This window comes from Gluconacetobacter tumulisoli (assembly GCF_014174155.1).
GTDB classification, from domain to species: Bacteria; Pseudomonadota; Alphaproteobacteria; order Acetobacterales; family Acetobacteraceae; genus Gluconacetobacter; species Gluconacetobacter tumulisoli.
Genome location: NZ_JABEQM010000010.1, coordinates 1 through 20,807 on the forward strand (window position 1 = coordinate 1; position 20,807 = coordinate 20,807).

A 20,807-nucleotide genomic window follows, 5' to 3' on the forward strand; every position below is an offset into this window, starting at 1 on the left:
CGATACAGCAGATCCACCAGGCAATGGTCGAATTTCGATACCATCAGCAGCACCTTCGTCCGCGTCCGGTTGTCCTTCAGCGTCCAGTCCATCCCGAACCGTTCGGCAAGGATCGAGAAATCATGGCGGAGTCGCGCCAGATCCGCGCCGCCCGGGCGGACGTCGAACACCACGCGCATGAAGAAATGGCGGCTTTCGGTGTCGTCGAACTGCTGCGCCTCGGTGATGTTGGCGCCGAGTTCGAACAAATTCTGGCAGATGGCGGCGACGATGCCCGGCCGATTCGGGCAACTCAGCGTCACCGTGCAGGACATCATGCTCTCGCCCGGTGTGACGGGGGCGGGACGGGGGGCAAGGACAGTCTCGGTCATGTCGGGACTTTCGTTCAGGCAGCGCGGGCCGCGCCACGGGCGGCCGCGCACAGATCATGATGAAGGCTCCGCGCGAAGCTGCGGAACACGAGGATGTCGTAAGTCGGACAGGAATCGACCTGCCAGACCTGCACGCCGATATGCCCGGCGAGGGTCAGGGCGGTGTTCCCGGGCGAAAAAGCGCGTGGATGCAGGTCGATGGGAAGAAGACGGGACAGGGCGTCGCGGCTGCCCGGGCCCGAGATCCGCAGGGCGACGCGGCTGTCGCCCTGGTCGGTGACGGCGGCCAGCGGCCCCAGCGTCGTGCGCAGCACGTGCTCCAGGTCCGGCCCGCTGTCATCCACGGCGTCGGACAGGGCCAGCCACTGGTCCGGGCCGGCCCATGCGAATGTCAGGCCGGACCCGGCGACGATGCGCGGGGTGTCGGGCAGGTCGACCCCCCAGGCCTGTCGGACGGTGGCGTCCAGGGCCGCCCGGTCCCCGCCGAGCAGGGCCACGCCGGCCACCTGACGGCCGGACATGTCCGTGATCCGGATGCCGCCATGGTCGTAGGAACAGGCGGAGGGGGACAGCGGACCGCGCGCGTGCAGGGGATCAGGCATGGAGGCGTTCTCCGGTCGGGTCGACGAAGACGGGCGGGACGATTTCGACCTCGACGACCCGTCCCCCCAGCGGATCGTGGGCGCAGACGATCTCGCCATGCCGTGCCGGACCGTTGGACAGCAGGCCCAGCCCGATCCAGGACCCGACGCTGGGCGACCAGGCGGCGGACGATACCCATCCCTGGTCGGATGCGGCGGTCGCCGGGCTGCCCTTGGGCAACAGATGGGCGCCGGCCGGCAGCACGTCGTGCGGCGCGACAGGGCGCAGGCCGACCAGGGTCGGGCGCGCCGGGTCGGTCAGGGCAGGGCGCTGGGCCATGGCCCGGCCGACGAAATCCTTTCGGGTGGACAGCAGCCGGCCCATCCCCAGATCATGCGCCGTCGTCTGGCCGTTGAGTTCCGGGCCGGCGGGATGGCCCTTTTCGATCCGCAGCACGCCCAGCGCCTCGGTCCCGTAGGGGGTGATGCCGAACGGGGCCCCGGACTGCATCAGGCGCCGGACCAGCGCATCGCCGAACCGGGCCGGAACCGCGATTTCATACGCCAGTTCGCCCGAGAACGAGAGGCGGAACAGCCGTGCCTTCTGCCCGCCGCAGATCGTGATCTCGGCCGCCGCCATATAGGGGAAGGCGTCATTCGACAAATCATAGGCCGTATCGACGATCTGGCGCAGCACGTCGCGCGATTTCGGGCCGGCGACGGCGATCTGCGCCCACTGGTCCGTGACCGAGATCATCCGCACGTCATAATCCGGCCACAGCCATTGATGGCAGAATTCCAGATGCTGCATGACCGGACCGGCATTGGCCGTCGTGGTGGTCATGACGTACTGCGTGTCGCCCAGCCGCGCGGTGGTGCCGTCGTCGAAGACGAATCCGTCCTCGCGCAGCATCAGCCCATAGCGTGCCCGACCCACAGGCAGCTTCTTCCAGGCGTTGGCATAGACCCGTTCAAGGAACGCGGCCGCGTCCGGGCCCTGGATATCGATCTTGCCCAGGGTCGTGACGTCGCAGATTCCGACAGCGGTGCGCACGGCCGTGACCTCGCGATTGACCGTCTCCTGCCATCCGGCGTCGCCGGGGCGGGCGAACCATTGCGCGCGTTGCCACAGGCCGGCGGCGGTGAAGGTGGCGCCCAGTTCGGTCGCCCAGTCATGGGTCGGCGTCAGGCGCGCGGGCTTGAAATGCCCGCCGCGATGCGGTCCGGCGAGGGCGCCTATCGCGATCGGCTGCACCGGTGGGCGGATCAGGGTGGTACCGGTTTCGGGAATGGTGCGCCCGGTCAGTTCGGCCATGATCGCCAGGGCGTTGACGTTCGCCGTCTTGCCCTGGTCGGTCGCCATGCCCAGCGTCGTGTAGCGCTTCAGGTGCTCGACGGCGCGGAAGCCTTCCTGCCGTGCCAGCCCGATATCCTTCGCGGTCACGTCGTTCTGGAAATCCACGAACGCCTTGCCCGCCGCGCCGCCGAAGGCGGACAGGGTATGCCATAGCGGTTCGATGCCGGAGGGCTCCGCCGGGACGGACGGCATGGACAGGGGGGACGTGGCAAAGCCGCAGGCGGTCGCGGCCTCGGCGCCCGCGCGGCTGCCGTCCGCCAGGGCGGCGGCCGTGCCGGCGACGCCGGCCGCCATGCCCGCGACGCCCATGCCGGGGGGCAGGACCGACGGCACGAAGGCGCACAGGGACGCGATATATTCCGGTCGTCCGCCGTGATGCGTCGTCAGATGCACGTTGGGATTCCACCCGCCGGACATTGCCAGCAGGTCGCACGGCACGATGTCTTCCCGCCCGGCCGCGTCGCGAATCCGCACGGCCGTCAGCGCGCGGCCGCCGATGGCGCGCGTTACCTGGCCGCCGGCGATCAGCCGGGCCCCGGCGTCCCGGGCGGCGTCGCGCGACGTGGCCGAGGGTGCGGCGCGCGAATCCACGACCGCCGCGACGGCGATACCCGCTTTCGCCAGGTCGGCAACCGTGCGCATGGCGTCGTCATTGTTGGCGAACACCACTGCCTTTCGGCCGGGCGCAACGCCGAACCGGTTGATGTAGGTGCGCACCGCGCCGGCCAGCATGATCCCCGGACGGTCGTTGCCGGGAAAGACGACGGGCCGTTCGATGGCCCCGGCGGCCAGCACGCAGCGCCGGGCGACGATGCGCCACAGAACCTGGCGCGGCAGATGGGGGGCCGTGGCCGCCAGATGATCGGTCACATGTTCCAGCGCCCCGTAAGTCCCGCCGTCATAGGTGCCGAAGACCGTTGTGCGGGACATGACCCGGACCTCGGGCATTGCCCCGAGTTCGGCGAGGGCGTCACGGACCCAGTCCCGGGCAGGACGGCCATCCAGGGACAGCTGTTCGGCCAGCAGCCGGCCGCCCGGCTGGGCATCGTCCTCGCACAATATGACACGCGCGCCGGCACGCCCGGCCGTCAGGGCGGCGGCGAGGCCGGCCGGCCCGGCACCGACGACCAGCACGTCGCAGAAGGCGGTCGCTTTTTCGTAATGGTCGGGATCGGCCTCGTCCGCCGCCCGGCCCAGTCCGGCGGCGCGCCGGATGATCGGTTCGTACAGCTTTTCCCAGAACGCGGCCGGCCACATGAACGTCTTGTAGTAGAATCCGGCGGTCAGGATCGGCGACAGCAGGCCGTTGATCGACAGCAGGTCGTGGCGCAGCGACGGGAAGCGGTTCTGGCTGGACGCCTCCAGCCCGTCGAACAGTTCGATGGTCGTGGCGCGGGTATTCGGCTCGCGCCGGGGGCCGGTGCGCAGTTCGACCAGCGCGTTCGGTTCCTCCGGCCCGGCCGAGAGAATGCCGCGGGGGCGGTGATATTTGAACGATCGCCCGACCAGCCGGACCCCGTTCGCCAGCAGGGCGGAGGCCAGCGTGTCGCCGGGATGACCGGTGAAGTCGCGACCGTCAAAGTGGAAGCGCACCAGCGTGTCGCGGTCGATCAGGCCGCCTTCGGCGAGGCGGAAAGGCTGCGTGGGCTGACGGGGCCGGGACCCGGACGGTGTCGGCCCGGGCGTGGGGGATTGCGTGGGGGCGGCGTCGAACGGGCTCATGCCTCGGCGTCCTTGCGCGTGGCGCGGACGACATTCACCGCCCGTTCCGTGTCCAGGATCTCGTGCGTTCTGGTGTTGCGCGTCACCACCAGCCACGACCGGCATCCGGCGCCGTGGTACCATAATTCGCGATGCGGGCCGGACGGATTGTCGCGCAGGTAGACATACTCCGCCCATGCCTCCGCCCCGGCGCCCGGCAGGGGCGGATCGCCCGCCGGACGCGACAGGGTGGCGTCGCCACGATAGCTGAATTCGTCGAGGCCGCGTTCGCCGCAGCAGGGACAGGTGATGCGCATGATCGTCCCTTCAGTGCAGGTTGGGCTGCGCGCCCATGCCTTTTTCGTCGATCACGGCGCCCCGGGCGAAGCGATCCAGACGATAGGCGGTGGCCACTGCGTGGGGTTCGTCACGGGCCAGCAGGTGCGCGAAGCACAGGCCGGACGCCGGAGTGGCCTTGAACCCGCCATAGCACCAGCCGGCATTCAGATAGAGGCCGTCACGCGGCGTGCGGTCGATGATCGGGCTGCCGTCCATCGACATGTCCATCAGCCCGCCCCAATGGCGCAGCAGCCGCACGCGGCCGATACGCGGCATCAGGGCCATGCCGCCCTCGCACACGTCCTCGATCACCGGCATGTTGCCGCGCTGGGCGTAGGAATTGTAGCCGTCGATATCCCCGCCGAAGACCAGCCCGCCCTTGTCGGACTGGCTGATATAGAAATGGCCCGCGCCGAAGGTGACGACGCAGTCGATGAACGGCTTGAGCCCTTCGGAGACGAAGGCCTGCAGCACATGGCTTTCGATCGGCAGGCGCAGTCCGGCCATCGATGCCACGCGTGACGAATTGCCGGCGCATGCCAGCCCGACCTTGCCCGCGCCGATCGGTCCGCGCGTGGTCTCGACCCCGGTGACGCGGCCGCCTTCGGTCAGGAAGCCCGTGACCTCGCAATTCTGGATGATGTCGACACCCAGCCGGTCGGCCGCGCGGGCATACCCCCAGGCGACTGCATCGTGCCGCACCGTGCCGCCGCGCGGTTGCAGCAGGCCGCCCAGGATCGGGAATCGGGCATCGTCGAAATTCAGGAACGGAAGCTTGCGCCGCACCGTGCCGGCATCCAGCAGTTCGGCATCGACGCCATGCAGGCGCATGGCATTCCCGCGCCGGACATAGGCGTTGCGTTGCGCATCGCTGTGAAACAGGTTCAGGACGCCGCGCTGGCTGACCATCGCATTGTAATTGATGTCCTGCTCCAGCCCTTCCCACAGCTTCATCGATTGTTCGTAGAAGGGAACATTGCCGGGCAGCAGGTAATTCGACCGGACGATGGTGGTGTTGCGGCCGACATTGCCGCCGCCGATCCAGCCCTTCTCCACCACGGCGACGTTGCGGATGCCGTAGCGGCTGGCCAGGTAGAAGGCGGTAGCCAGCCCGTGTCCGCCGCCGCCGACGATGATGACGTCGTAGCGCGCGGCCGGCGCCGCGTCGCGCCAGGCTGGCTTCCACCCCGTATGGCCCCTCACGGTCTCGCGCAGAAGCGAAACGATGGAGTAACGATCCGTCCGCATGGCTCTCCGCCCGTTCTTCTCCTGTCGATCTAGCGTGGAGGCGGACCGGGATGATTATAAGTTTTTCTTATTGCGCAAGCGGGCCCAGGGCGGCCTCGACGCCGAATTCGCCCGGCAGTCCGCCGTGGGGGAACAGGACGTTGACATGCCCCATCTTGCGGCCCGGCCGGGCCTCCGCCTTGCCGTAATGATGCGGCAGCAATCCGGGCGCGGCCACGATCGACGGCCACTGCGCCATGTCGTCCGGCCCGACCAGGTTCTTCATCACCGCGTCGGAATGGCGGATCGCCGGTGGCAGGGGCAGGCCGGTAACGGCGCGGACATGCATGGCGAACTGGTCGACCGGACAGGCATCCATCGTCCAGTGACCGGAATTATGCGGCCGGGGCGCGATTTCATTGACCAGGACGGCGCCGTCGCGGTCGACGAACATCTCCACCCCCAGCAGGCCGACCAGATCCAGCGTGGTTGCGACGCGCACCGCGAGATCGCGCGCCTGCGCCGCCAGTTCCGCCGGGATACGGGCGGGGGCGAGACTGAGGTCGAGGATGCCGTTGCGATGGCGGTTTTCCGTCACGTCGAAGGTCACCGTCGTTCCGTCGACGCCGCGCGCCACCATGACGCTGACCTCGCAGGAGAAATCGATCATCTTCTCGGCGACCAGGGGATGGGGGGCCAGCGCGTCGAACGCGGCCGCCAGGTCATCGGTCGTATGGATCCGCCGCTGGCCCTTGCCGTCATAGCCCAGGCGCGTCGTCTTCAGGATGAAGGGCAACCCGAGATTACGGGCGGCGTCGTCCAGGTCCTGTCGCGTATCGACCGCGTGCCAGGGCGAGACCGGCACGCCGGCGCCTTCCAGAAACTGCTTCTCGGCGACGCGATCCTGGCTGATGCGCAGGATGCGGCCCGAGGGGCGGACGGTGCGCAGGCCGGACAGGAGTTCCAGCCCGTCGGCGCTGATATTCTCGAATTCGAACGTCACGACGTCGACCGCGGCGGCGAAGCGGCGCAGCGCGTCGGGATCGTCATAGGCCCCGACCGTGATGCCATGGGCGACCTGCGCCGCCGGACCGTCGGGTTCGTTGGTCAGGATATGGGCCCGGAAGCCCAGGCGGGCGGCGGCCATCGCCGACATTCGGCCCAGCTGCCCGCCCCCGACGATCCCGAGGACGGAATTGGGGGGCAGGGCGGGGGTGGGACGCGCGGTCATCGGGTCGGAACATCCGCGACCGAGGCCGTCTGCATCGCGCGCCATGTCTCCAGCCGCGCCGACAGGTCGATATCGCCGAGGGCCAGGATCGATGCCGCCAGGAGGGCCGCGTTGGTCGCGCCCGCGCGGCCGATCGCCAATGTGCCCACCGGCACCCCGCCGGGCATCTGCACGATGGACAGAAGGCTGTCCATGCCCTTCAGCGCGTGGGATTCCACAGGTACCCCCAGCACCGGCAGGATGGTCCAGGCCGCGCACATGCCCGGCAGGTGGGCCGCCCCCCCGGCGCCCGCGATGATGACCGACAGGCCCCGCCCGGCGGCGGTGCGGGCATAGTCGGCCAGGCGATCGGGCGTGCGATGGGCCGAGACGATCCGCGCCTCGTGCGCGATGGCCAGGGCGTCCAGGACGGCGACGGCATGCCGCATCGTCTCCCAGTCGGACTGGCTGCCCATGATGATTCCGACCCGTACGGCGCCGGTGGTGACGGGAACTGTGTCCTCGATCTGGGGAAGGGGGGGCGTATCGCTCACGCGGGAAGGCTTTCGGTGGGAATGACGGAGGTCAGGCGATGCTGTCGGGGATCAGACGGCTTTCCAGCCAGGCGATTTCGTCCTTCAGGAGCAGTTTGCGCTTCTTCAGCCGCTGAAGCTGGATCTGGTCCATCGGATGCAGCACCAGTCGGCTGATGACGGTGTCGAGGTCGCGGTGTTCGCTGCGCAGCTCGTGCAGCTTCCGAAGCAGGGTATCCCGGTCTGTCAGCATGTGGCCCGTCTAGCATGTGGTCATGGACCTATTCTATCCATTCCCGTCGCGATGGCGAGATGCATGGCCCACGCGGCGAGTCCTGCAAATTTAGCATGCTCGTACGGCACGGGGCTGACATAGGCTGACCAGGTCGAAACGCAGACCTTCTGGAGGTCACATGTCCTACGAAGCCCGGATTCACAGTCTCAGACTGCGTCACGCCCGCCTCGACGACAGAATTTTCGATGAGGATCGGCGACCTATGCCTGACATTGGCATCCTGCGGCGCCTCAAGATCGAAAAACTGCGGATCAAGGAAGAAATCGAACGGCTCTCGCACACGGGCTGACCGGGTGGGCGGGCCGGCCGTTCCGGGGCCATGGGCCCCGCGGGCCGGCCGGCGACCGGATCAGGCCACGTCTTCGTCGATCTGGATCGGGGCGGGGACGGCCTGGCCTTCGCGCGCCAGACGCTCATTGGCGGCCTGTACCATGGCGTTCAGGTCCGTCTGGCTGCACAGGCCCAGGATGACGGGATCGCGCGGCTTGATGTTCGCGCTGTTCCAATGCTGGCGGTCGCGCACCTTGGCGATGGTGTCCTTGGTGGTCCCCAGCAGCTTGACGACCTGCTGTTCCGACAATTGCGGGAAATTGCGCAGGATGAAGGCGATGGCGTCCGGGCGGTCGTTGCGCTTGGCGACCGGGGTGTAGCGCGCGCCCTTGGACCTGCGATGGATCGGGTTCGACGTCGTCAGGATCTTCAGGCGCAGGTCGGGATTCGCCTCGCACCGGGCAATGTCTTCCTGACGGATCTGGTGATTGGCGACCGGATCGTAGCCGACGATGCCCTGGGCGACTTCGCCATCCGCGATGGCCTGGACCTCCAGCGGGTGCATGCCGCAGAATTCGGCGATCTGGGTGAAGGTCAGCGCGGTCTTTTCAATCAGCCACACGGCGGTGGCTTTCGGCATCAGGGGCAGAGCGTTCATGGCAACGGGGTCCTACTGCGTATGGGTGGCGCCCGCGCAGGCACTTCCCATGTCGACGCCCCGTTGGCCGGGCCGTCCTGCGTACCTGCTGGCGCGCAATGACTTGCCGAAGGATATGGGGCCGGGCGGGGGCGACGGTCAAGGGCGGGATGCGCATTCCCTTCGTCGCCCGGGCCGTTCGTCACCCGATCTTCCCGCAGGCGGCAAACAAAAAAGGGCCGGCCAGCCGGCCGGCCCCTTCTGGTCCTAGGATACAGGACGCAGGTGTCAGGCGGCGTGTTCCGCCTGGCCGCCCACGCCAGTACCGTCATTCGCCGCCGGCCCGACCGGTGCCGAGACCTGCGGAGCCTCGGCGGGAACCGGAAGCGGGGCGCCGGACGTGACGGTGATCCGCCGGGGCTTCATGGCCTCGGGGATGAGGCGCTTGACCGTGATCCTCAGCAATCCGTTCGTCAGGTCGGCACCTTCGACCAGGATATGGTCGGCAAGCACGAAGCGGCGTTCGAACGCGCGGGTGGCGATGCCGCGATGCAGGATCTCGCCGGCCGGCGGGATGTGTCCCACCCGTCCCGCGACGATCAGCGTGTTGTCCTGCACCGTCAGTTCGATATCGTCGGAACCGAAACCGGCGACCGCCATGGTCAGGACATAGCTGTCATCCCCCAGCCGTTCGATATTGTAGGGCGGGTAGGATGGTCCGGATGCGCTCTGGGTCGCATTGTCCACCAGGCGCGCAAGCCGGTCGAAACCGATGGCCGTGCGAAACAGCGGCGCGAAATCATAAGTCATGTCAACCTCCTCATCAGCAAGGTCTGTAGCAAGGTCTATCGTGGCCCCTCGGGCGAGCGGGCCTTGCATGCAAATCCGGAACCCGACTGGCGTCCCGGCAATCCTTACGTGAGAAACCCCGCGCCCTCTTTCAAGGGGCGGGGTTTCCGAGGTCCATGATCGTGAGATCGTGGCGGCAGCGGCGATTTCCGGGACATGCGGCCGGATCGATCCGGCCGCATGTCCCGGGTCCTGGCTTACGCCTTGGCGCGGCGTCCCAGACCACCGAACTTCTTGTTGAACTTCGCGACCTGGCCGCCGGTGTCGAGCATGCGCTGCACGCCCGTCCACGCCGGATGGGACTTGGGGTCGATGTCAAGGCGCAGCGTGGCGCCCGGCTGGCCATAGCAGGACCGCGTCTTGTATTCGGTGCCGTCCGTCATGATGACATTGATTTCGTGGTAGGCGGGGTGGATGCCGGATTTCATCGTAAAACCTTCGTGCTGGGCCCGCCGATGCCGACCGGGGGCGTTTGCGTGGGCGTATAGACGAGGGCTGCCGCGGGATCAACGTCTATCTCGGCCCGTCGTCGGGGCGGGGAGCGGACGAAATCCGCCGCATTGCCACCTGCGGTAGTGTTTTCTTGTTCCTGCCCGCCGGTCGGGGTTGCTATCAACCGACTGTCAGGTGGAGGAAAAGGAGAAACCATGGCCCTCAAGACCACGTCCATCCATGCCCCGGGATGGATTTCCGAATTTCGCACGTTCCTCATGCGGGGCAACGTCGTCGACCTGGCCGTCGGTGTCATCATCGGCGCCGCCTTCACCGGGATCGTGAATAGCCTGGTCAAGGACGTCTTCACCCCGCTGCTCGGCCTGCTGATCGGCGGCATCGATTTCACCAATTTCTTCATTACTCTCCGGGGGCCGCATCTGCCGACGCTGGCCGACGCCCAGAAGGCCGGGGCGGTCACGATCAATGTCGGCCTGTTCCTGAATGCCGTGATCCAGTTCGTGATCATCGGTTTCGTCATCTTCTGGGTCGTGAAGCTGGTGAACAAGCTGACGGTGAAGCACGAGGCGGCGCCGGCCGCGCCGCCGCCGCCGCCGCGCAGCGAGATCCTGCTGCAGGACATCCGGGATATCCTGGCCGCCAAGGACCACGTGACCCCGGGCGCCTGATCCGCCGCACTCCGCGCGTCCTCCTCGACAGAGGGGGGCGAGCAGGCAGGCAGCCGGGCGCCGGTGGTTGCGTCATGCGCGGCCCCGCATGCTACAGTCGCGGGACGATGAGGATATTTCCCGTGTACCCCCATACGGCTTCGCGATCCGGACGAATCGCGTTGCTGTCCCTTGCCGGCGGTCTTCTGCTGGCGGGATGCCAGACGGCGTCGCGGCCGACCGTGGCCCGCATGCCCCAGGCGCTGCAGGCCTATCTGGCCGTCGACACCTATTTCATCGCCGAGGGCATGGTCAGCGGTCGCCTGTCGTCAGGCGGCATCCTGCGCGACCAGGCACGTGACCTGGTCACCAGCACGCTCTATGCCCGGCATGTCACGGCGCAGAACGTGCTGCATCCCACGGCAGGCGGGCAGCGTCGGGCGCAGCAGGCCATCGAGACGATGCTGGCCTGCGTCGCCCAGACGGATGGCGGAGCGAATGCGCCCTGCCTGCCGCCCGGCGATGTCAGCGCGCGGGACGCGCGTCGCGCCGCAGCCGCCGCTCCCCCAGAAGGAGCAGCAGCGGCGCGGCAATGAAGATCGAGGACGACGTCCCGACCACGATCCCGAACAGCATCACCCAGGCGAAACCCGACAGGCTGGCCCCGCCGAACAATGCCAGCGGCAGGGCGGCGAGGAAGACGGTGGACGACGTGCCGAGCGTGCGGCTCAGGGTCTCGTTGATCGACAGGTCGATCAGCTCGGCCAGGGGCATCGTGCGGTATTTGCGCAGGTTTTCCCGCACCCGGTCGTACACCACCACCTTGTCGTTGGTGGAATAGCCCAGGATCGTCAGGATCGCCGCGACCATCACCAGGTCGAATTCGAAATGCGTCAGCACCAGGAAGCCGACCGTCTTGGTCAGGTCCAGCACCAGGGTGATGACGGCGCTGACCGCGAACTCCCATTCGAAGCGGAACCAGATATAGGCCAGGATCATCAGCAGGCTGATGCCCAGCGCCAGCATCCCGTTGCGGAACAGTTCGGCCGAGACCGAGGCGCCGACCGCGTCCGCGCGCAGGACCTGCGCCCCGGGCAGGGTGGCGATGGCATGGCGTACCGAATCGACCATGGCCTGGGTCCGGGCCTCGCGGTCCGGGGCGTCGGCGGGCGGGGTGTCCATGCGGATCAGCACGTCGTCCGGCGCGCCGAAGGATTGCAGGCCGGCGGCCGCGACATGCTGGGTGGCCAGGGCCGCGCGGATCCGGGCGAAGTCGGCCGGCCCCTGGGTGCGGGCCTCGACGACGATGCCGCCGCGGAAATCCAGCCCCAGCGTCAGGCCGGGATGAAAGAACAGGATCAGGGACGCGACCGACAGCACCGCCGAGGTGGCGAGGCCGAGGAAGCGGCCGCGCATGAAGTTGATCCGGGTGCCGTTCGGCACGAAGCGCAGGAGGGGACGTTCGAACATGACGGGGCGCCTCAGACCGGCAGGACAGTGGGACGGGTGCGGGCGTACCAGCGCACCATCAGCATCCGCGACAGCAGCAGGGTGGTGAACAGCGTCGTCACGATGCCGATCGTGATCGTCAGGGCGAAGCCGCGCACCGGCCCGGTGCCGAAGACGAACAGCATGACATGGGCAAGGAGCGCGGTGGCGTTGCTGTCGACGATGGTGGAGGTCGCACGTTCGAACCCGGCCTGCATCGCCGCCAGCGCGGTGCGGCCCCGGCCGACCTCCTCGCGGATGCGTTCGTTGATCAGGATGTTCGCATCGACCGCCATGCCCAGGGTCAGCAGCATGCCGGCCATGCCCGGCAGGGTCAGCGTGGCCTGGAACAGCGACAGCAGGGCCGCCATCAGGACAAGGTTCGCCAGCAGGGCGACATTCGCGTACCAGCCGAACCGGCCATAGAACAGGCCCATGAAGGCGATCACCAGCACGAAGCCGGCGCCCAGGCTCAAGGCCCCGGCCCGGATGGAATCAGCGCCCAGCGACGGGCCGATCGAACGCTGCTCGATCACCGAAAGTGGGGCGGGCAGGGCGCCCGCCCGCAGCAGCAGTGCCAGATCGGTCGCCGACTGCGCGTCGAAGCCACCGACGATCTGACCGTTGCCGCCGGTAATGGCGCTGCGGATGACCGGCGCCTGGACGACCTTGTTGTCCAGCACGATGGCGAAGCGGTGGCCGATGTTCGCCTGCGTCGTCGCGGCGAAGGCGCGCGCCCCCACGGAATCGAAGCTGAAATTGACGGCCCATTCGCCGGTCTGCTGGTCGATGGCGGCCCCGGCATTGGTCAGGTCCGACCCGTCGACCTCGACATGATCTAGGATCGGCAGTTTCTGGTCCGGCGCGTTGACCATCGGCAGCAGCGTGACGCCCGGACCGGCGACGGTGCCCAGGGCGTTGTCCTGTACCATATGGAAGGTCATCTTCGCCGTGGTGCCCAGCAGCCGTTTCACATGCTCCGGATCGCTGATGCCCGGCAGTTCGACCACGATGCGGTCATCGCCCTGGCGGGTGATTTCGGGGTCGACCGCACCCGTGGCGTCGATGCGCCGGCGCACGATTTCGATCGACTGGGTGACGGCTTCACGCGCGCGTTCGTGCATGGCGGCCGGGGACAGGGTGATGGCGATGTTGCCGTCGGGACGCCGGTCGACCGAGAATTCGCCCGGCACCGCCGTCGGCATGGCGCGCAGGGCCTTCAGGTCGGCATCGGTCTCGGACGGGTCGCGGGGGGTGAAGGTCACCGTCCCCGCCTGCGCGTCGGTCGCGATGTTCCGATAGCCCAGCCCGGCGCCCAGAAGGGCCTGGCGCGTTCCGTCCGCCAGCGTCTGGAGACGGTCGGAAGTGATGCTCTGCATATCCACCTGCATCAGCAGGTAGGACCCGCCCCGCAGGTCGAGACCCAGATGGATCTGCCGCCACGGCAGCGCGGCCGAGGGCTGGCGCAGGGCGTTGGGAAGGCAGAGCACCACTCCCAGAAGGCATACGGCGACGACCGAGGCCATCTTGAGCCGGCTGTAGTACATCATGACTGAAGGGGGTGCTCCTCACGCCCGGCCGAGCCGGCTCCCTGTTCCGCGTCCGTCGCCATCGGGCATGCCGGGGCATGTCCCGGACAGGCGGATGACGGCGGGAACATGCCGGGCCATCGCGCAGGATGCAACCGCCGGGGACCACCCTTGCGCCGAATCCACCCATTTCGTCCCCGTTCCGGACGCCGACCGGCGGCAGCGCCACGGTGAAGGATCAGAACAGGGCCAGCTGCCTGTCCTGGCGGGGCAGGGGTGGCGGCGCGAATTGCGTGCAGTCGAGCGGGGCGTCGCGCCCCTGGTTCAGCCCCAGCCTGCGGCAGGCGAGGGCAAACCGCTGGCGCAGCAGGTCGGCGTAAACCCCCTGGCCGCGATAGCGCCGCCCGAAGGTCGAATCGTTCAGTGCGCCGTTCCGTGTCTCGCGGATGCGGGTCAGCACCCGCGCCGCCCGGTCGGGATAATGCTGGGCGATCCAGTCCTCGAACAGGGGCGCGACCTCCCGCGGCAGGCGCAGCAGCACATAGGCCGCGCCGCGCGCCCCGGCCTCGGCCGAGGCGGCGAGGATGGCCTCCATCTCGCTGTCGTTCAGCGCCGGGATCATCGGGGCGGCCATGACGGTCGTGGGCACGTCCGCCGCCGACAGGCTCCGGATGGCCTCCAGCCTTCGGACGGGCGTGGCCGCGCGCGGTTCCATCCGGCGTGCCAGTTCGGGGTCCAGCGTGGTGACCGACAGGCTGACGCGCACCAGGTTGCGGGCGGCGAGGGCGGTCAGGATATCCAGGTCGCGCAGCACCCCTGCCGATTTGGTGACGATGGTCACCGGATGGGAAAACCGCTCCAGCACATCCAGGATCGCACGGGTCAGGCCCTGCGTCCGCTCGACCGGCTGGTAGGGGTCGGTGTTGGTCCCCAGCGCGATGGGGCGGGGGCGATAGGACGGGCGTCGCAATTCCTGTTCCAGCAGCTTCGCCGCATCGGGCTTGCAGGTCAGGCGGGTTTCGAAATCCAGGCCGGGCGACAGGCCGATCCATGCATGGGTGGGCCGCGCGTAGCAATAGATGCACCCGTGCTCGCACCCCCGATAGGCGTTGATCGAGCGGTCGAACCCGACATCGGGGCTGGTGTTGCGGGTGATGATGGTTCGTGCGGCCTCGAACGCCAGTTCGGTGCGCCTCTTCGCCGGATCCTGTCCCAGCGTGTCCCATCCGTCGTCGAAGGGCGAAGGCGCATGGGCGGCATGGCGATCGGGCGGCGAGATCGTCGCACCCCGCCCATGCGTGATGCCGGCGACCGTCGTCGATCCGTCGCGCAGGGTCCGGGACGCCAGGCGCGTGGGCTGTCCCCGGCCGATCCGGGTGGGGGGCTGGTCCGTCATGCTGCGTTCCGCGCTGAACAGAGGGGAGCGATGGGCGGGAAGGTCGCAGAACCCATCCGGAAAAACAAGAACAAAATAGGAACATTTTAGCCGGTTTCCGGTAGGACCGCCTTTCGGCCGCCGTGGTGCCTCTGGTCGTTCCGTCTTCCGTGCTCTAACCCTTCGACATCGCGGACGCGGAGAGAGGGCGATGGCAGGGCTTTTCGGTGGCGGAACAGGACGGGCTCCGGCAACGGGGCCGGATGATGGACGCCGCCTGCGCGTCGGCGTGATCGGCGCCGGTCATTTCGGTCGGTTTCACGCGCTGAAAATCGCGGGATCGCGGCGCGAAACCCTGGTTGGCATTCATGATCCGGACATGGAGCGCGCGGCTACGGTGGGATCGGAGGCCGGGGGGGCACCGGCATTGCCGTTGGACGACCTGCTGGCGGGGTGCGATGCGGTGGTGGTGGCAGCCCCGGCCGAGCATCATTTCGCGCTGGCCGAACGCGCGCTGCAGGCCGGCCGCCATGTTCTGGTGGAAAAGCCGATCGCCTCGAATCTGGTGCAGGCGGATCGGTTGGCGGCGCTGGCGGCGGAAACCGGGCTGGTGCTCCAGGTCGGGCATCTGTTGCGCTATTCGGCGGAACATCACGCGATTACCGAGCGGATCAGCCGGCCGCTTTATATCGAGGCCACGCGCATCGCGCCGTTCAAGGCCCGCGGCACCGATGTCTCGGTGATCCTGGATCTGATGATCCACGACCTGGATCTGGTGCTGGCGATCGTCGATAGCGAGATCGAGGATGTCGACGCGCTGGGTGCCGCGGTCAGTTCGCAGCACGAGGACATTGCCAACGCCCGTGTCCGCTTCGCCAATGGCTGCGTCGCCACCATTACCGCCAGCCGGATCTCGCTGAAGACCGAGCGCCGGATGCGGCTGTTTTCCGAGGAGGGCTACCTGTCCGCCGATTTCGTCAAGCGTGAACTGACCATGATCGGCCGCGACAAGGGCCTGCCGTTGCCCGGCACCGGCGGATTCCGGCGCGAGGCCGTGACCTGGACCGACCACGATACCCTGATGGCCGAGCATGAGGCCTTTGCCGCCGCCTGCCTGGACGGCGCGCCGGTGCTGGTCGATGCGCAGGCCGGCCGCCGCGCGCTGGCGGCGGCGCTGGCGGTTACGGGCGGCATCGCCGCCGCCCGCGCACGGATGGAACAATCGGGCCTGGTTCACCGGCCCTGAATCGAGCCGGGCGAAATACGGCAGGGCTCTGTTCCGCACCCGCCAAAGGCATTCGCCTTCGGAAACCAGTCATTTCAAATGAATCGGGGTCCAGGGCCTCAGGCCCTGGTGGGCTTGGGCGAAGCCCACATCTCAATGCGGGAGTGTCTCGATCCGCGCCGCCATGATGAAATCGTTGCGGTGCAGCCCGCCGATGGAATGGGTTTGCAACGCAAGGCGGACATAGCCCCAGCCGAACGAGATGTCGGGGTGGTGATCGGCGGCCTCGGCCAGCGCGGCGATACGTTCGACCAGGGCATAGGCCGAGGCGAAATCGGGTAGCACGAAATCCCGCAGCAGCGTGGTGCCGTCGGGCGACAGCGTCCAGTTCGGCGTCTTGGGCAGCAGGCTTTCGGCTTCGGCCCGATCCAGGGCCCGGGTCTTGCGCGGGCACGGACCGATCACTTCCCGCGCCAGGTCGGAGGTGGAGCATTGCGGCATCGTCGTTTCCCTTTTCCGCTGCGCCCCCTTTGCCCCGGTCTTGCTACGGGGATTCCAGCGTCTCGCGCAGCATTTCCAGTTCCAGCCACCGTTCCTCGGCGGCCGTCAGTTCGGCCTCGGCACGTTCCAGCTTGCCGGTCGCCGCCGTAAAGGCCGCCGGATCGCGGGCGTAGAGACCGCCATCCGACAGGATCGTACGCTGGCGGCCGATTTCCTCCTCCAGCGCCGCGATCTCGCCGGGCAGGCGATCCAGCGCGTGCCGATCCTTGTAGGACAGTTTCCGCGCCGGGCCCTTCTCCGGCCGTTTCTGCGCTGCGGGGGCGTCCGCGCTGCTGCGCCGCGCCCGGCCAGCCGGGGCGCCGCCACCACGCTGGGCCAGCATGTCGCTATACCCGCCCGCATATTCAACCCATCGTCCGCCGCCTTCGGCCGTCAGGACCGAGGTTGCGACCCGGTCCAGGAAGTCACGGTCGTGGCTGACCAGCAGGACGGTGCCGGAATAGGCGTCCAGCATCTCCTGCAGCAGGTCCAGCGTTTCAAGGTCCAGATCGTTCGTCGGTTCGTCCAGGACCAGCAGGTTGGATGGGCGTGCCATCGCGCAGGCCAGCATCAGCCGGCCGCGCTCGCCGCCGGACAGGACGCCGACGGGGGTGCGCGCCTGTTCCGGGCGGAACAGGAAATCCTTCATGTAGCCGATGACATGGCGCTTCTCCCCGCCGACCAGGACCGTGTCGCCCCCGCCGCCGGTCAGGGTGTCGGCCAGGGTGCGGGCGGGGTCGAGGGCGCGGCGCTGCTGGTCCAGCGTCACGGTCGAGAGGGCGCTGCCGACGCGGATGTCGCCGGAATCCGGGCGGTCCTGGCCGGTCAGCAGCCGCAGCAGCGTGCTCTTGCCCGCGCCGTTGGCGCCGACGATGCCCAGGCGGTCGCCGCGCAGCACGCGCAGGTCCAGCCGGTCGACGACGACATGCGGGCCGTAGGCCTTGCTGGCCTGCTCGGCGACCGCCACCAGCTTGCCGGACAGGTCGCCCTCGCTGGCCTCGATCTTCAGGCCGGTCGGGGTGCGAACGGCCTCGCGACGGGCCTGGCGCATGGCGGCGAGTTCGCCCACCCGGCGCACGTTGCGCTTGCGCCGGGCGGTCACGCCATAGCGCATCCAGTCTTCCTCGCGCGCGATCTGGCGATCCAGCTTGTGGGCGTCGCGGACCTCCTGTTCCAGAACCTCCTCGCGCCAGGCCTCGAAGCGGGCGAAGCCCTGGTCCAGCCGGCGGGTAATGCCGCGATCCAGCCAGACGACGGTCCGTGACAGTGTTTCCAGCAGGCGGCGGTCATGGCTGATGATGACCATCGCCGAGGACAGCGACAGCAGCTCGCGCTCCAGCCATTCGATGGTGGGCATGTCCAGGTGGTTGGTCGGTTCGTCCAGCAGCAGCAGGTCGGGTTCCGGCGCCAGCGCCCGCGCCAGCGCGCAGCGTCGGGCCTCGCCGCCCGACAGGGTGGCGGGATCCTCGGCCCCCGTCATGCCCAGCTCGCCCAGCAGCAGGGCGGCGCGGTGCTCGGGGTCGCCGGGGCCCATGCCTGCCCGGACATAGTCCAGCGTGGTGGCGAAGCCTGACAGGTCGGGTTCCTGCGGCAGGTAGCGCACCGATGTTCCCGGCTGCAGGAAGCGGGTTCCGTCGTCGGGCAGCAATTCCCCCGCCGCAATCCGCAGCAGCGTCGATTTGCCGCTGCCGTTGCGGCCGACCAGGCAGATTCGTTCGCCGGCGGAGACGCCGAACCCGGCGCCGTCCAGCAGGGGCGAACCGCCCAGTGTCAGCGTGATGTCCTGGAGCAGGAGAAGAGGAGGCGACATGGTCCGGTTTCTCGCCCAGCCGCGGGCCCAGCGCAAGGGAGATCCGGCGGCCGAGGGCGCGGGCTCGCCCTCTCGCCGGCCATCCGGCCTGCTATCCGATCCGTGGTCCGCCGGTAACCGCCTGGTAGGTCGCAATGGCCAGGGTCATGGGTTCAAACGGTTTGGTGATGACGAAGGCGGGCTCGACCGTCTCGCCGGTCAGCAGTCGCTCGGGATAGGCGGTGACGAAGATGACGGGCGCGTCGTGGTGGCGCAGGATGCTGGCCACCGCCCGCATGCCGTCGCCGCCGGCACCCAGGTTGATGTCGGCCAGGATCAGCCCCGGCCGCGTCTTCGTCGCCAGGGCCACGGCATCGGCCTCGGTCGCCGCGACGCCGGCGACCTGGTGGCCGCAGCGGCGCACCAGATCCTCGATATCCATGGCGATGATCGGTTCGTCCTCGATGATCAGGATGCTGGTCTCGGCCACCGTGCGCAGGCTGCCATAGGCCCGCGACAGGATGTCGGTCGCCTGCTTCGTCTCGATTCCGACGATCCGGGCCGCGTCGGCGACCGGCAGTTCCTCGAGCGACGTCAGCAGCAGCAGCTTGCGTTCGGTCGCGCCCAGGCCCTCGCCCGTCTCCACAATTGTGGGGGCAGCGTCGAATTGGCGGGAAATCCACCGGTACAGGCTTTGACGGGCAGGCATGGTGTCGGCGTCCACCACCGCCAGTTCACGAAGACTTTCGGCGACCAGCAGGTCGCCACGGGACTGGCTTCCGGTCAGGGCGCGCGCGTATCGCCTGGCGTAAGGAAGGGCACGGATCAGATCCTGCCGCCGCGAGAGGAGCATCGGGCGTTCATCTCCCAGAGGAATATGTTACAGTCTGAATCATGACAGTGTTGGGGCTGTCCGCAAGGGTGAAGGGAAAACAAGCTGGCGTCTTTCACCGGTTCGGAAAACCACCTGACGGTATCGCAACTTCGGCGCGAGATCATGTCTCTTTTGCCGGATCTGAGGGGCTTCGCCCGATTTCTGACCCGCGATGCCTCGTCATCCGATGATCTCGTGCAGGAAACCGTGATGCGGGCGCTGGACGCGCTGGACCAGTTCCAGAGCAACACGAACCTGAAGGCATGGCTGTTCACCATCGAGCGCAATATTTTCTACGAGCAGAAGCGGCGGAAAAAGCGCGAGCATGAGGTCATGACCGACTACGCCGCACAGTCGCATACCCGCGCCGAGACCCGGCCCGCCAGTTCCGGCGATGACGTGCGGGATCTCGAAAGCGTGTTCTGGCTTCTGTCCCCGTTGCTCCGCGAGGCCCTGATCCTGGTCGGCGCGCAGGAAATGACGCATGAGGAAGCCGCCGTGATCTGCGGCGTGCCGGTGGGCACGATGAAGGCGAGGGTATCGCGGGCGCGCGTCCGCCTGACCGAACTGATTGCCCATGCGCGGGGCGACGACACGTCGGCGAACGGCTGACGCGCGACGTGTCCTGGCACGCCCACGAGGTGTCGGCGGGCGCATCATATTGCGACACCTCACGATTTCGTTATGATGAGAACGCAACCCTATCATTCCGCCATTCATTGGATGACGTGTGATGAGGGAAACGAAAACCATGACAAGCAATTTTCATGACCAGGTCGTGACCATTCTTCCCCGCCTGCGGGTCCAGGCGCTGGCGCTGACGCGCAACCGGACGATGGCCGAGGATCTGGTGCAGGATGCCGTGTGCAACGCACTGGCCGCCCAGGAGAGTTTTATCCCCGGCACAAATTTTTCGGCCTGGATGCATCGCATCCTGCGCAACCGTTTCATTTCCGACCTGCGCAAGCGGCGGGAAACCACGGATATCGAGGACGTGCCGGCGGCGGCGCTGGCGACCTCGGCCTCGCATGAGGATCGTCTGGCGCTCAAGGATCTTGCCGAGGCGCTGGATCGGCTGCCCGAGGATCAGCGGGAGGCCCTGATCATGGTCGTCATCCACGGCATGAGCTACGAAGCCCTGGCGGAAGCGACCAGCTGTGCCGTCGGAACGGCCAAAAGCCGGGTCTTCCGGGCGCGCCGTCAACTGGAAGCCTGGATGACCGGCGACGTCCCCGCTGGGGCCGCCCTGCAGGCACGTGTCGCACGTGTGAAGGGCATCCTGGCGGAACGCGGTGTCGCCGGGGCGCGCGTTGCCGGACAGGGAGCGACCGAATTGCGCCCATGATGATCAGGCTGGGACCGGGGGCGCCGGCGCATATTTGCCGGCGCATGTTCGATTGTCATATCGTTAAGATAATGGGAGGCGGCGTCTGGACGGGACCTTGGGGGGGAATTACTATCCGAACGACGCGATGCAACCGGAGCGCAGGTCCGGGAGTTCTGGCAGGGTAGCAGTG

Annotated in this window: 23 protein-coding genes; 6 read left to right on the plus strand and 17 right to left on the minus strand. The window is 67.9% G+C overall.

Going from position 1 to position 20,807, the window contains the following annotated elements; genetic code table 11:
• The 8 genes from HLH28_RS12445 to HLH28_RS12480 form a co-directional block, all read right to left on the minus strand.
• A partial coding sequence (locus tag HLH28_RS12445) for an ACT domain-containing protein (RefSeq protein ID WP_182959623.1) occupies positions 1-371 on the minus strand: 371 nt, incomplete at its 3' end.
• A 14-nt stretch (positions 372-385) separates the two neighbouring features.
• The gene (locus tag HLH28_RS12450) at positions 386-973 is read right to left on the minus strand and encodes a sarcosine oxidase subunit gamma (RefSeq protein WP_182959625.1); all 588 of its coding nucleotides are present in this window, start codon (positions 971-973) and stop codon (positions 386-388) included.
• Positions 966-4,031, minus strand: coding sequence for a sarcosine oxidase subunit alpha family protein (locus HLH28_RS12455; protein WP_182959627.1), 3,066 nt, complete (start codon positions 4,029-4,031; stop codon positions 966-968). The genes HLH28_RS12450 and HLH28_RS12455 overlap by 8 nt, the downstream gene beginning before the upstream one ends.
• Positions 4,028-4,327, minus strand: coding sequence for a sarcosine oxidase subunit delta (locus HLH28_RS12460; RefSeq protein ID WP_182959630.1), 300 nt, complete (start codon positions 4,325-4,327; stop codon positions 4,028-4,030). Before HLH28_RS12460 ends, HLH28_RS12455 begins: the two co-directional genes overlap by 4 nt.
• 10 nt (positions 4,328-4,337) lie before the next feature.
• Positions 4,338-5,597 carry a sarcosine oxidase subunit beta family protein gene (locus HLH28_RS12465; protein ID WP_182959632.1) on the minus strand — a complete coding sequence of 420 codons (1,260 nt, stop codon included), beginning with the start codon at positions 5,595-5,597 and terminating at the stop codon, positions 4,338-4,340.
• A 67-nt stretch (positions 5,598-5,664) separates the two neighbouring features.
• Positions 5,665-6,807, minus strand: coding sequence for a 5-(carboxyamino)imidazole ribonucleotide synthase (locus HLH28_RS12470; protein ID WP_182959634.1), 1,143 nt, complete (start codon positions 6,805-6,807; stop codon positions 5,665-5,667).
• A complete protein-coding gene (gene purE, locus HLH28_RS12475; protein ID WP_408869845.1) occupies positions 6,804-7,340 on the minus strand; it encodes a 5-(carboxyamino)imidazole ribonucleotide mutase in 537 nt (178 codons plus the stop codon). The genes HLH28_RS12470 and purE overlap by 4 nt, the downstream gene beginning before the upstream one ends.
• A gap of 31 nt (positions 7,341-7,371) precedes the next feature.
• On the minus strand, positions 7,372-7,572 hold the full coding sequence (locus HLH28_RS12480; RefSeq protein ID WP_182959636.1) for a YdcH family protein: 201 nt from the start codon (positions 7,570-7,572) through the stop codon (positions 7,372-7,374).
• Between the two features lie 160 nt (positions 7,573-7,732).
• Between HLH28_RS12480 and HLH28_RS12485 the strand changes: the two genes are divergently transcribed.
• Positions 7,733-7,903 (plus strand): YdcH family protein, encoded by a 171-nt coding sequence (locus HLH28_RS12485; protein ID WP_182959638.1) that lies wholly within the window; start codon positions 7,733-7,735, stop codon positions 7,901-7,903.
• A gap of 60 nt (positions 7,904-7,963) precedes the next feature.
• Here the strand turns inward: HLH28_RS12485 and HLH28_RS12490 are convergent, their stop codons facing one another.
• The 3 genes from HLH28_RS12490 to rpmE form a co-directional block, all read right to left on the minus strand.
• A complete protein-coding gene (locus HLH28_RS12490; RefSeq protein ID WP_182959640.1) occupies positions 7,964-8,542 on the minus strand; it encodes a DUF1013 domain-containing protein in 579 nt (192 codons plus the stop codon).
• Positions 8,543-8,809: 267 nt separating this feature from the next.
• Positions 8,810-9,331, minus strand: coding sequence for an Hsp20 family protein (locus HLH28_RS12495; RefSeq protein WP_182959642.1), 522 nt, complete (start codon positions 9,329-9,331; stop codon positions 8,810-8,812).
• Between the two features lie 236 nt (positions 9,332-9,567).
• Complete coding sequence (gene rpmE, locus HLH28_RS12500; RefSeq protein WP_182942920.1) at positions 9,568-9,798, minus strand: 50S ribosomal protein L31; 231 nt, start codon at positions 9,796-9,798, stop codon at positions 9,568-9,570.
• Between the two features lie 219 nt (positions 9,799-10,017).
• Here rpmE and mscL point away from each other — a divergent pair, with 219 nt between their 5' ends.
• Positions 10,018-10,491, plus strand: coding sequence for a large conductance mechanosensitive channel protein MscL (mscL, locus tag HLH28_RS12505; protein ID WP_182959644.1), 474 nt, complete (start codon positions 10,018-10,020; stop codon positions 10,489-10,491).
• Between the two features lie 122 nt (positions 10,492-10,613).
• The gene (locus HLH28_RS12510) at positions 10,614-11,066 is read left to right on the plus strand and encodes a hypothetical protein (protein WP_182959646.1); all 453 of its coding nucleotides are present in this window, start codon (positions 10,614-10,616) and stop codon (positions 11,064-11,066) included.
• Here the strand turns inward: HLH28_RS12510 and secF are convergent.
• From secF to HLH28_RS12525, 3 genes are all read right to left on the minus strand, one after another.
• Complete coding sequence (gene secF / locus HLH28_RS12515) at positions 10,996-11,940, minus strand: protein translocase subunit SecF (RefSeq protein ID WP_182959648.1); 945 nt, start codon at positions 11,938-11,940, stop codon at positions 10,996-10,998. The two genes, HLH28_RS12510 and secF, sit on opposite strands and share 71 nt — an antisense overlap.
• An 11-nt stretch (positions 11,941-11,951) precedes the next feature.
• Positions 11,952-13,505: a protein translocase subunit SecD gene (gene secD / locus HLH28_RS12520; RefSeq protein WP_456305444.1), complete on the minus strand. Its 1,554-nt coding sequence runs from the start codon at positions 13,503-13,505 to the stop codon at positions 11,952-11,954.
• A gap of 220 nt (positions 13,506-13,725) precedes the next feature.
• A complete protein-coding gene (locus tag HLH28_RS12525) occupies positions 13,726-14,883 on the minus strand; it encodes a PA0069 family radical SAM protein (protein WP_182959653.1) in 1,158 nt (385 codons plus the stop codon).
• A 190-nt stretch (positions 14,884-15,073) separates the two neighbouring features.
• Here HLH28_RS12525 and HLH28_RS12530 point away from each other — a divergent pair, with 190 nt between their 5' ends.
• Positions 15,074-16,108 carry a Gfo/Idh/MocA family protein gene (locus tag HLH28_RS12530; protein ID WP_246396103.1) on the plus strand — a complete coding sequence of 345 codons (1,035 nt, stop codon included), beginning with the start codon at positions 15,074-15,076 and terminating at the stop codon, positions 16,106-16,108.
• Between the two features lie 132 nt (positions 16,109-16,240).
• Here HLH28_RS12530 and HLH28_RS12535 read toward each other — a convergent pair whose 3' ends face one another.
• The 3 genes from HLH28_RS12535 to HLH28_RS12545 all read right to left on the minus strand — a co-directional run bounded on the left by HLH28_RS12535 (position 16,241) and on the right by HLH28_RS12545 (position 19,269).
• Complete coding sequence (locus HLH28_RS12535; protein WP_182959656.1) at positions 16,241-16,588, minus strand: 4a-hydroxytetrahydrobiopterin dehydratase; 348 nt, start codon at positions 16,586-16,588, stop codon at positions 16,241-16,243.
• A 43-nt stretch (positions 16,589-16,631) separates the two neighbouring features.
• The gene (locus HLH28_RS12540; RefSeq protein ID WP_182959658.1) at positions 16,632-18,437 is read right to left on the minus strand and encodes an ABC-F family ATP-binding cassette domain-containing protein; all 1,806 of its coding nucleotides are present in this window, start codon (positions 18,435-18,437) and stop codon (positions 16,632-16,634) included.
• Positions 18,438-18,528: 91 nt separating this feature from the next.
• Complete coding sequence (locus HLH28_RS12545; RefSeq protein WP_182959660.1) at positions 18,529-19,269, minus strand: response regulator; 741 nt, start codon at positions 19,267-19,269, stop codon at positions 18,529-18,531.
• A 144-nt stretch (positions 19,270-19,413) separates the two neighbouring features.
• Between HLH28_RS12545 and HLH28_RS12550 the strand changes: the two genes are divergently transcribed.
• Together HLH28_RS12550 and HLH28_RS12555 are read left to right on the plus strand one after the other, a co-directional pair.
• Positions 19,414-19,902: a sigma-70 family RNA polymerase sigma factor gene (locus tag HLH28_RS12550; protein WP_182959662.1), complete on the plus strand. Its 489-nt coding sequence runs from the start codon at positions 19,414-19,416 to the stop codon at positions 19,900-19,902.
• A 139-nt stretch (positions 19,903-20,041) separates the two neighbouring features.
• Positions 20,042-20,635: a sigma-70 family RNA polymerase sigma factor gene (locus tag HLH28_RS12555; protein ID WP_182959664.1), complete on the plus strand. Its 594-nt coding sequence runs from the start codon at positions 20,042-20,044 to the stop codon at positions 20,633-20,635.
• Positions 20,636-20,807: the final 172 nt, after the last annotated feature.

What these genes read in the sequence shown, in the direction of transcription:
- HLH28_RS12525 (WP_182959653.1), bottom strand. Translation starts at nt 14,883, where the DNA reads ATGACGGACCAGCCCCCCACCCGGATCGGCCGGGGACAGCCCACGCGC.
- HLH28_RS12545 (WP_182959660.1), bottom strand. Translation starts at nt 19,269, where the DNA reads ATGCTCCTCTCGCGGCGGCAGGATCTGATCCGTGCCCTTCCTTACGCC.
- HLH28_RS12455 (WP_182959627.1), bottom strand. Translation starts at nt 4,031, where the DNA reads ATGAGCCCGTTCGACGCCGCCCCCACGCAATCCCCCACGCCCGGGCCG.
- rpmE (WP_182942920.1), bottom strand. Translation starts at nt 9,798, where the DNA reads ATGAAATCCGGCATCCACCCCGCCTACCACGAAATCAATGTCATCATG.
- HLH28_RS12550 (WP_182959662.1), top strand. Translation starts at nt 19,414, where the DNA reads ATGTCTCTTTTGCCGGATCTGAGGGGCTTCGCCCGATTTCTGACCCGC.
- HLH28_RS12465 (WP_182959632.1), bottom strand. Translation starts at nt 5,597, where the DNA reads ATGCGGACGGATCGTTACTCCATCGTTTCGCTTCTGCGCGAGACCGTG.
- HLH28_RS12490 (WP_182959640.1), bottom strand. Translation starts at nt 8,542, where the DNA reads ATGAACGCTCTGCCCCTGATGCCGAAAGCCACCGCCGTGTGGCTGATT.
- HLH28_RS12485 (WP_182959638.1), top strand. Translation starts at nt 7,733, where the DNA reads ATGTCCTACGAAGCCCGGATTCACAGTCTCAGACTGCGTCACGCCCGC.
- secF (WP_182959648.1), bottom strand. Translation starts at nt 11,940, where the DNA reads ATGTTCGAACGTCCCCTCCTGCGCTTCGTGCCGAACGGCACCCGGATC.
- HLH28_RS12470 (WP_182959634.1), bottom strand. Translation starts at nt 6,807, where the DNA reads ATGACCGCGCGTCCCACCCCCGCCCTGCCCCCCAATTCCGTCCTCGGG.
- HLH28_RS12450 (WP_182959625.1), bottom strand. Translation starts at nt 973, where the DNA reads ATGCCTGATCCCCTGCACGCGCGCGGTCCGCTGTCCCCCTCCGCCTGT.
- HLH28_RS12480 (WP_182959636.1), bottom strand. Translation starts at nt 7,572, where the DNA reads ATGCTGACAGACCGGGATACCCTGCTTCGGAAGCTGCACGAGCTGCGC.
- HLH28_RS12495 (WP_182959642.1), bottom strand. Translation starts at nt 9,331, where the DNA reads ATGACTTATGATTTCGCGCCGCTGTTTCGCACGGCCATCGGTTTCGAC.
- mscL (WP_182959644.1), top strand. Translation starts at nt 10,018, where the DNA reads ATGGCCCTCAAGACCACGTCCATCCATGCCCCGGGATGGATTTCCGAA.
- HLH28_RS12540 (WP_182959658.1), bottom strand. Translation starts at nt 18,437, where the DNA reads ATGTCGCCTCCTCTTCTCCTGCTCCAGGACATCACGCTGACACTGGGC.
- secD (WP_456305444.1), bottom strand. Translation starts at nt 13,505, where the DNA reads ATGTACTACAGCCGGCTCAAGATGGCCTCGGTCGTCGCCGTATGCCTT.
- HLH28_RS12535 (WP_182959656.1), bottom strand. Translation starts at nt 16,588, where the DNA reads ATGCCGCAATGCTCCACCTCCGACCTGGCGCGGGAAGTGATCGGTCCG.
- HLH28_RS12460 (WP_182959630.1), bottom strand. Translation starts at nt 4,327, where the DNA reads ATGCGCATCACCTGTCCCTGCTGCGGCGAACGCGGCCTCGACGAATTC.
- HLH28_RS12555 (WP_182959664.1), top strand. Translation starts at nt 20,042, where the DNA reads ATGACAAGCAATTTTCATGACCAGGTCGTGACCATTCTTCCCCGCCTG.
- HLH28_RS12530 (WP_246396103.1), top strand. Translation starts at nt 15,074, where the DNA reads ATGGCAGGGCTTTTCGGTGGCGGAACAGGACGGGCTCCGGCAACGGGG.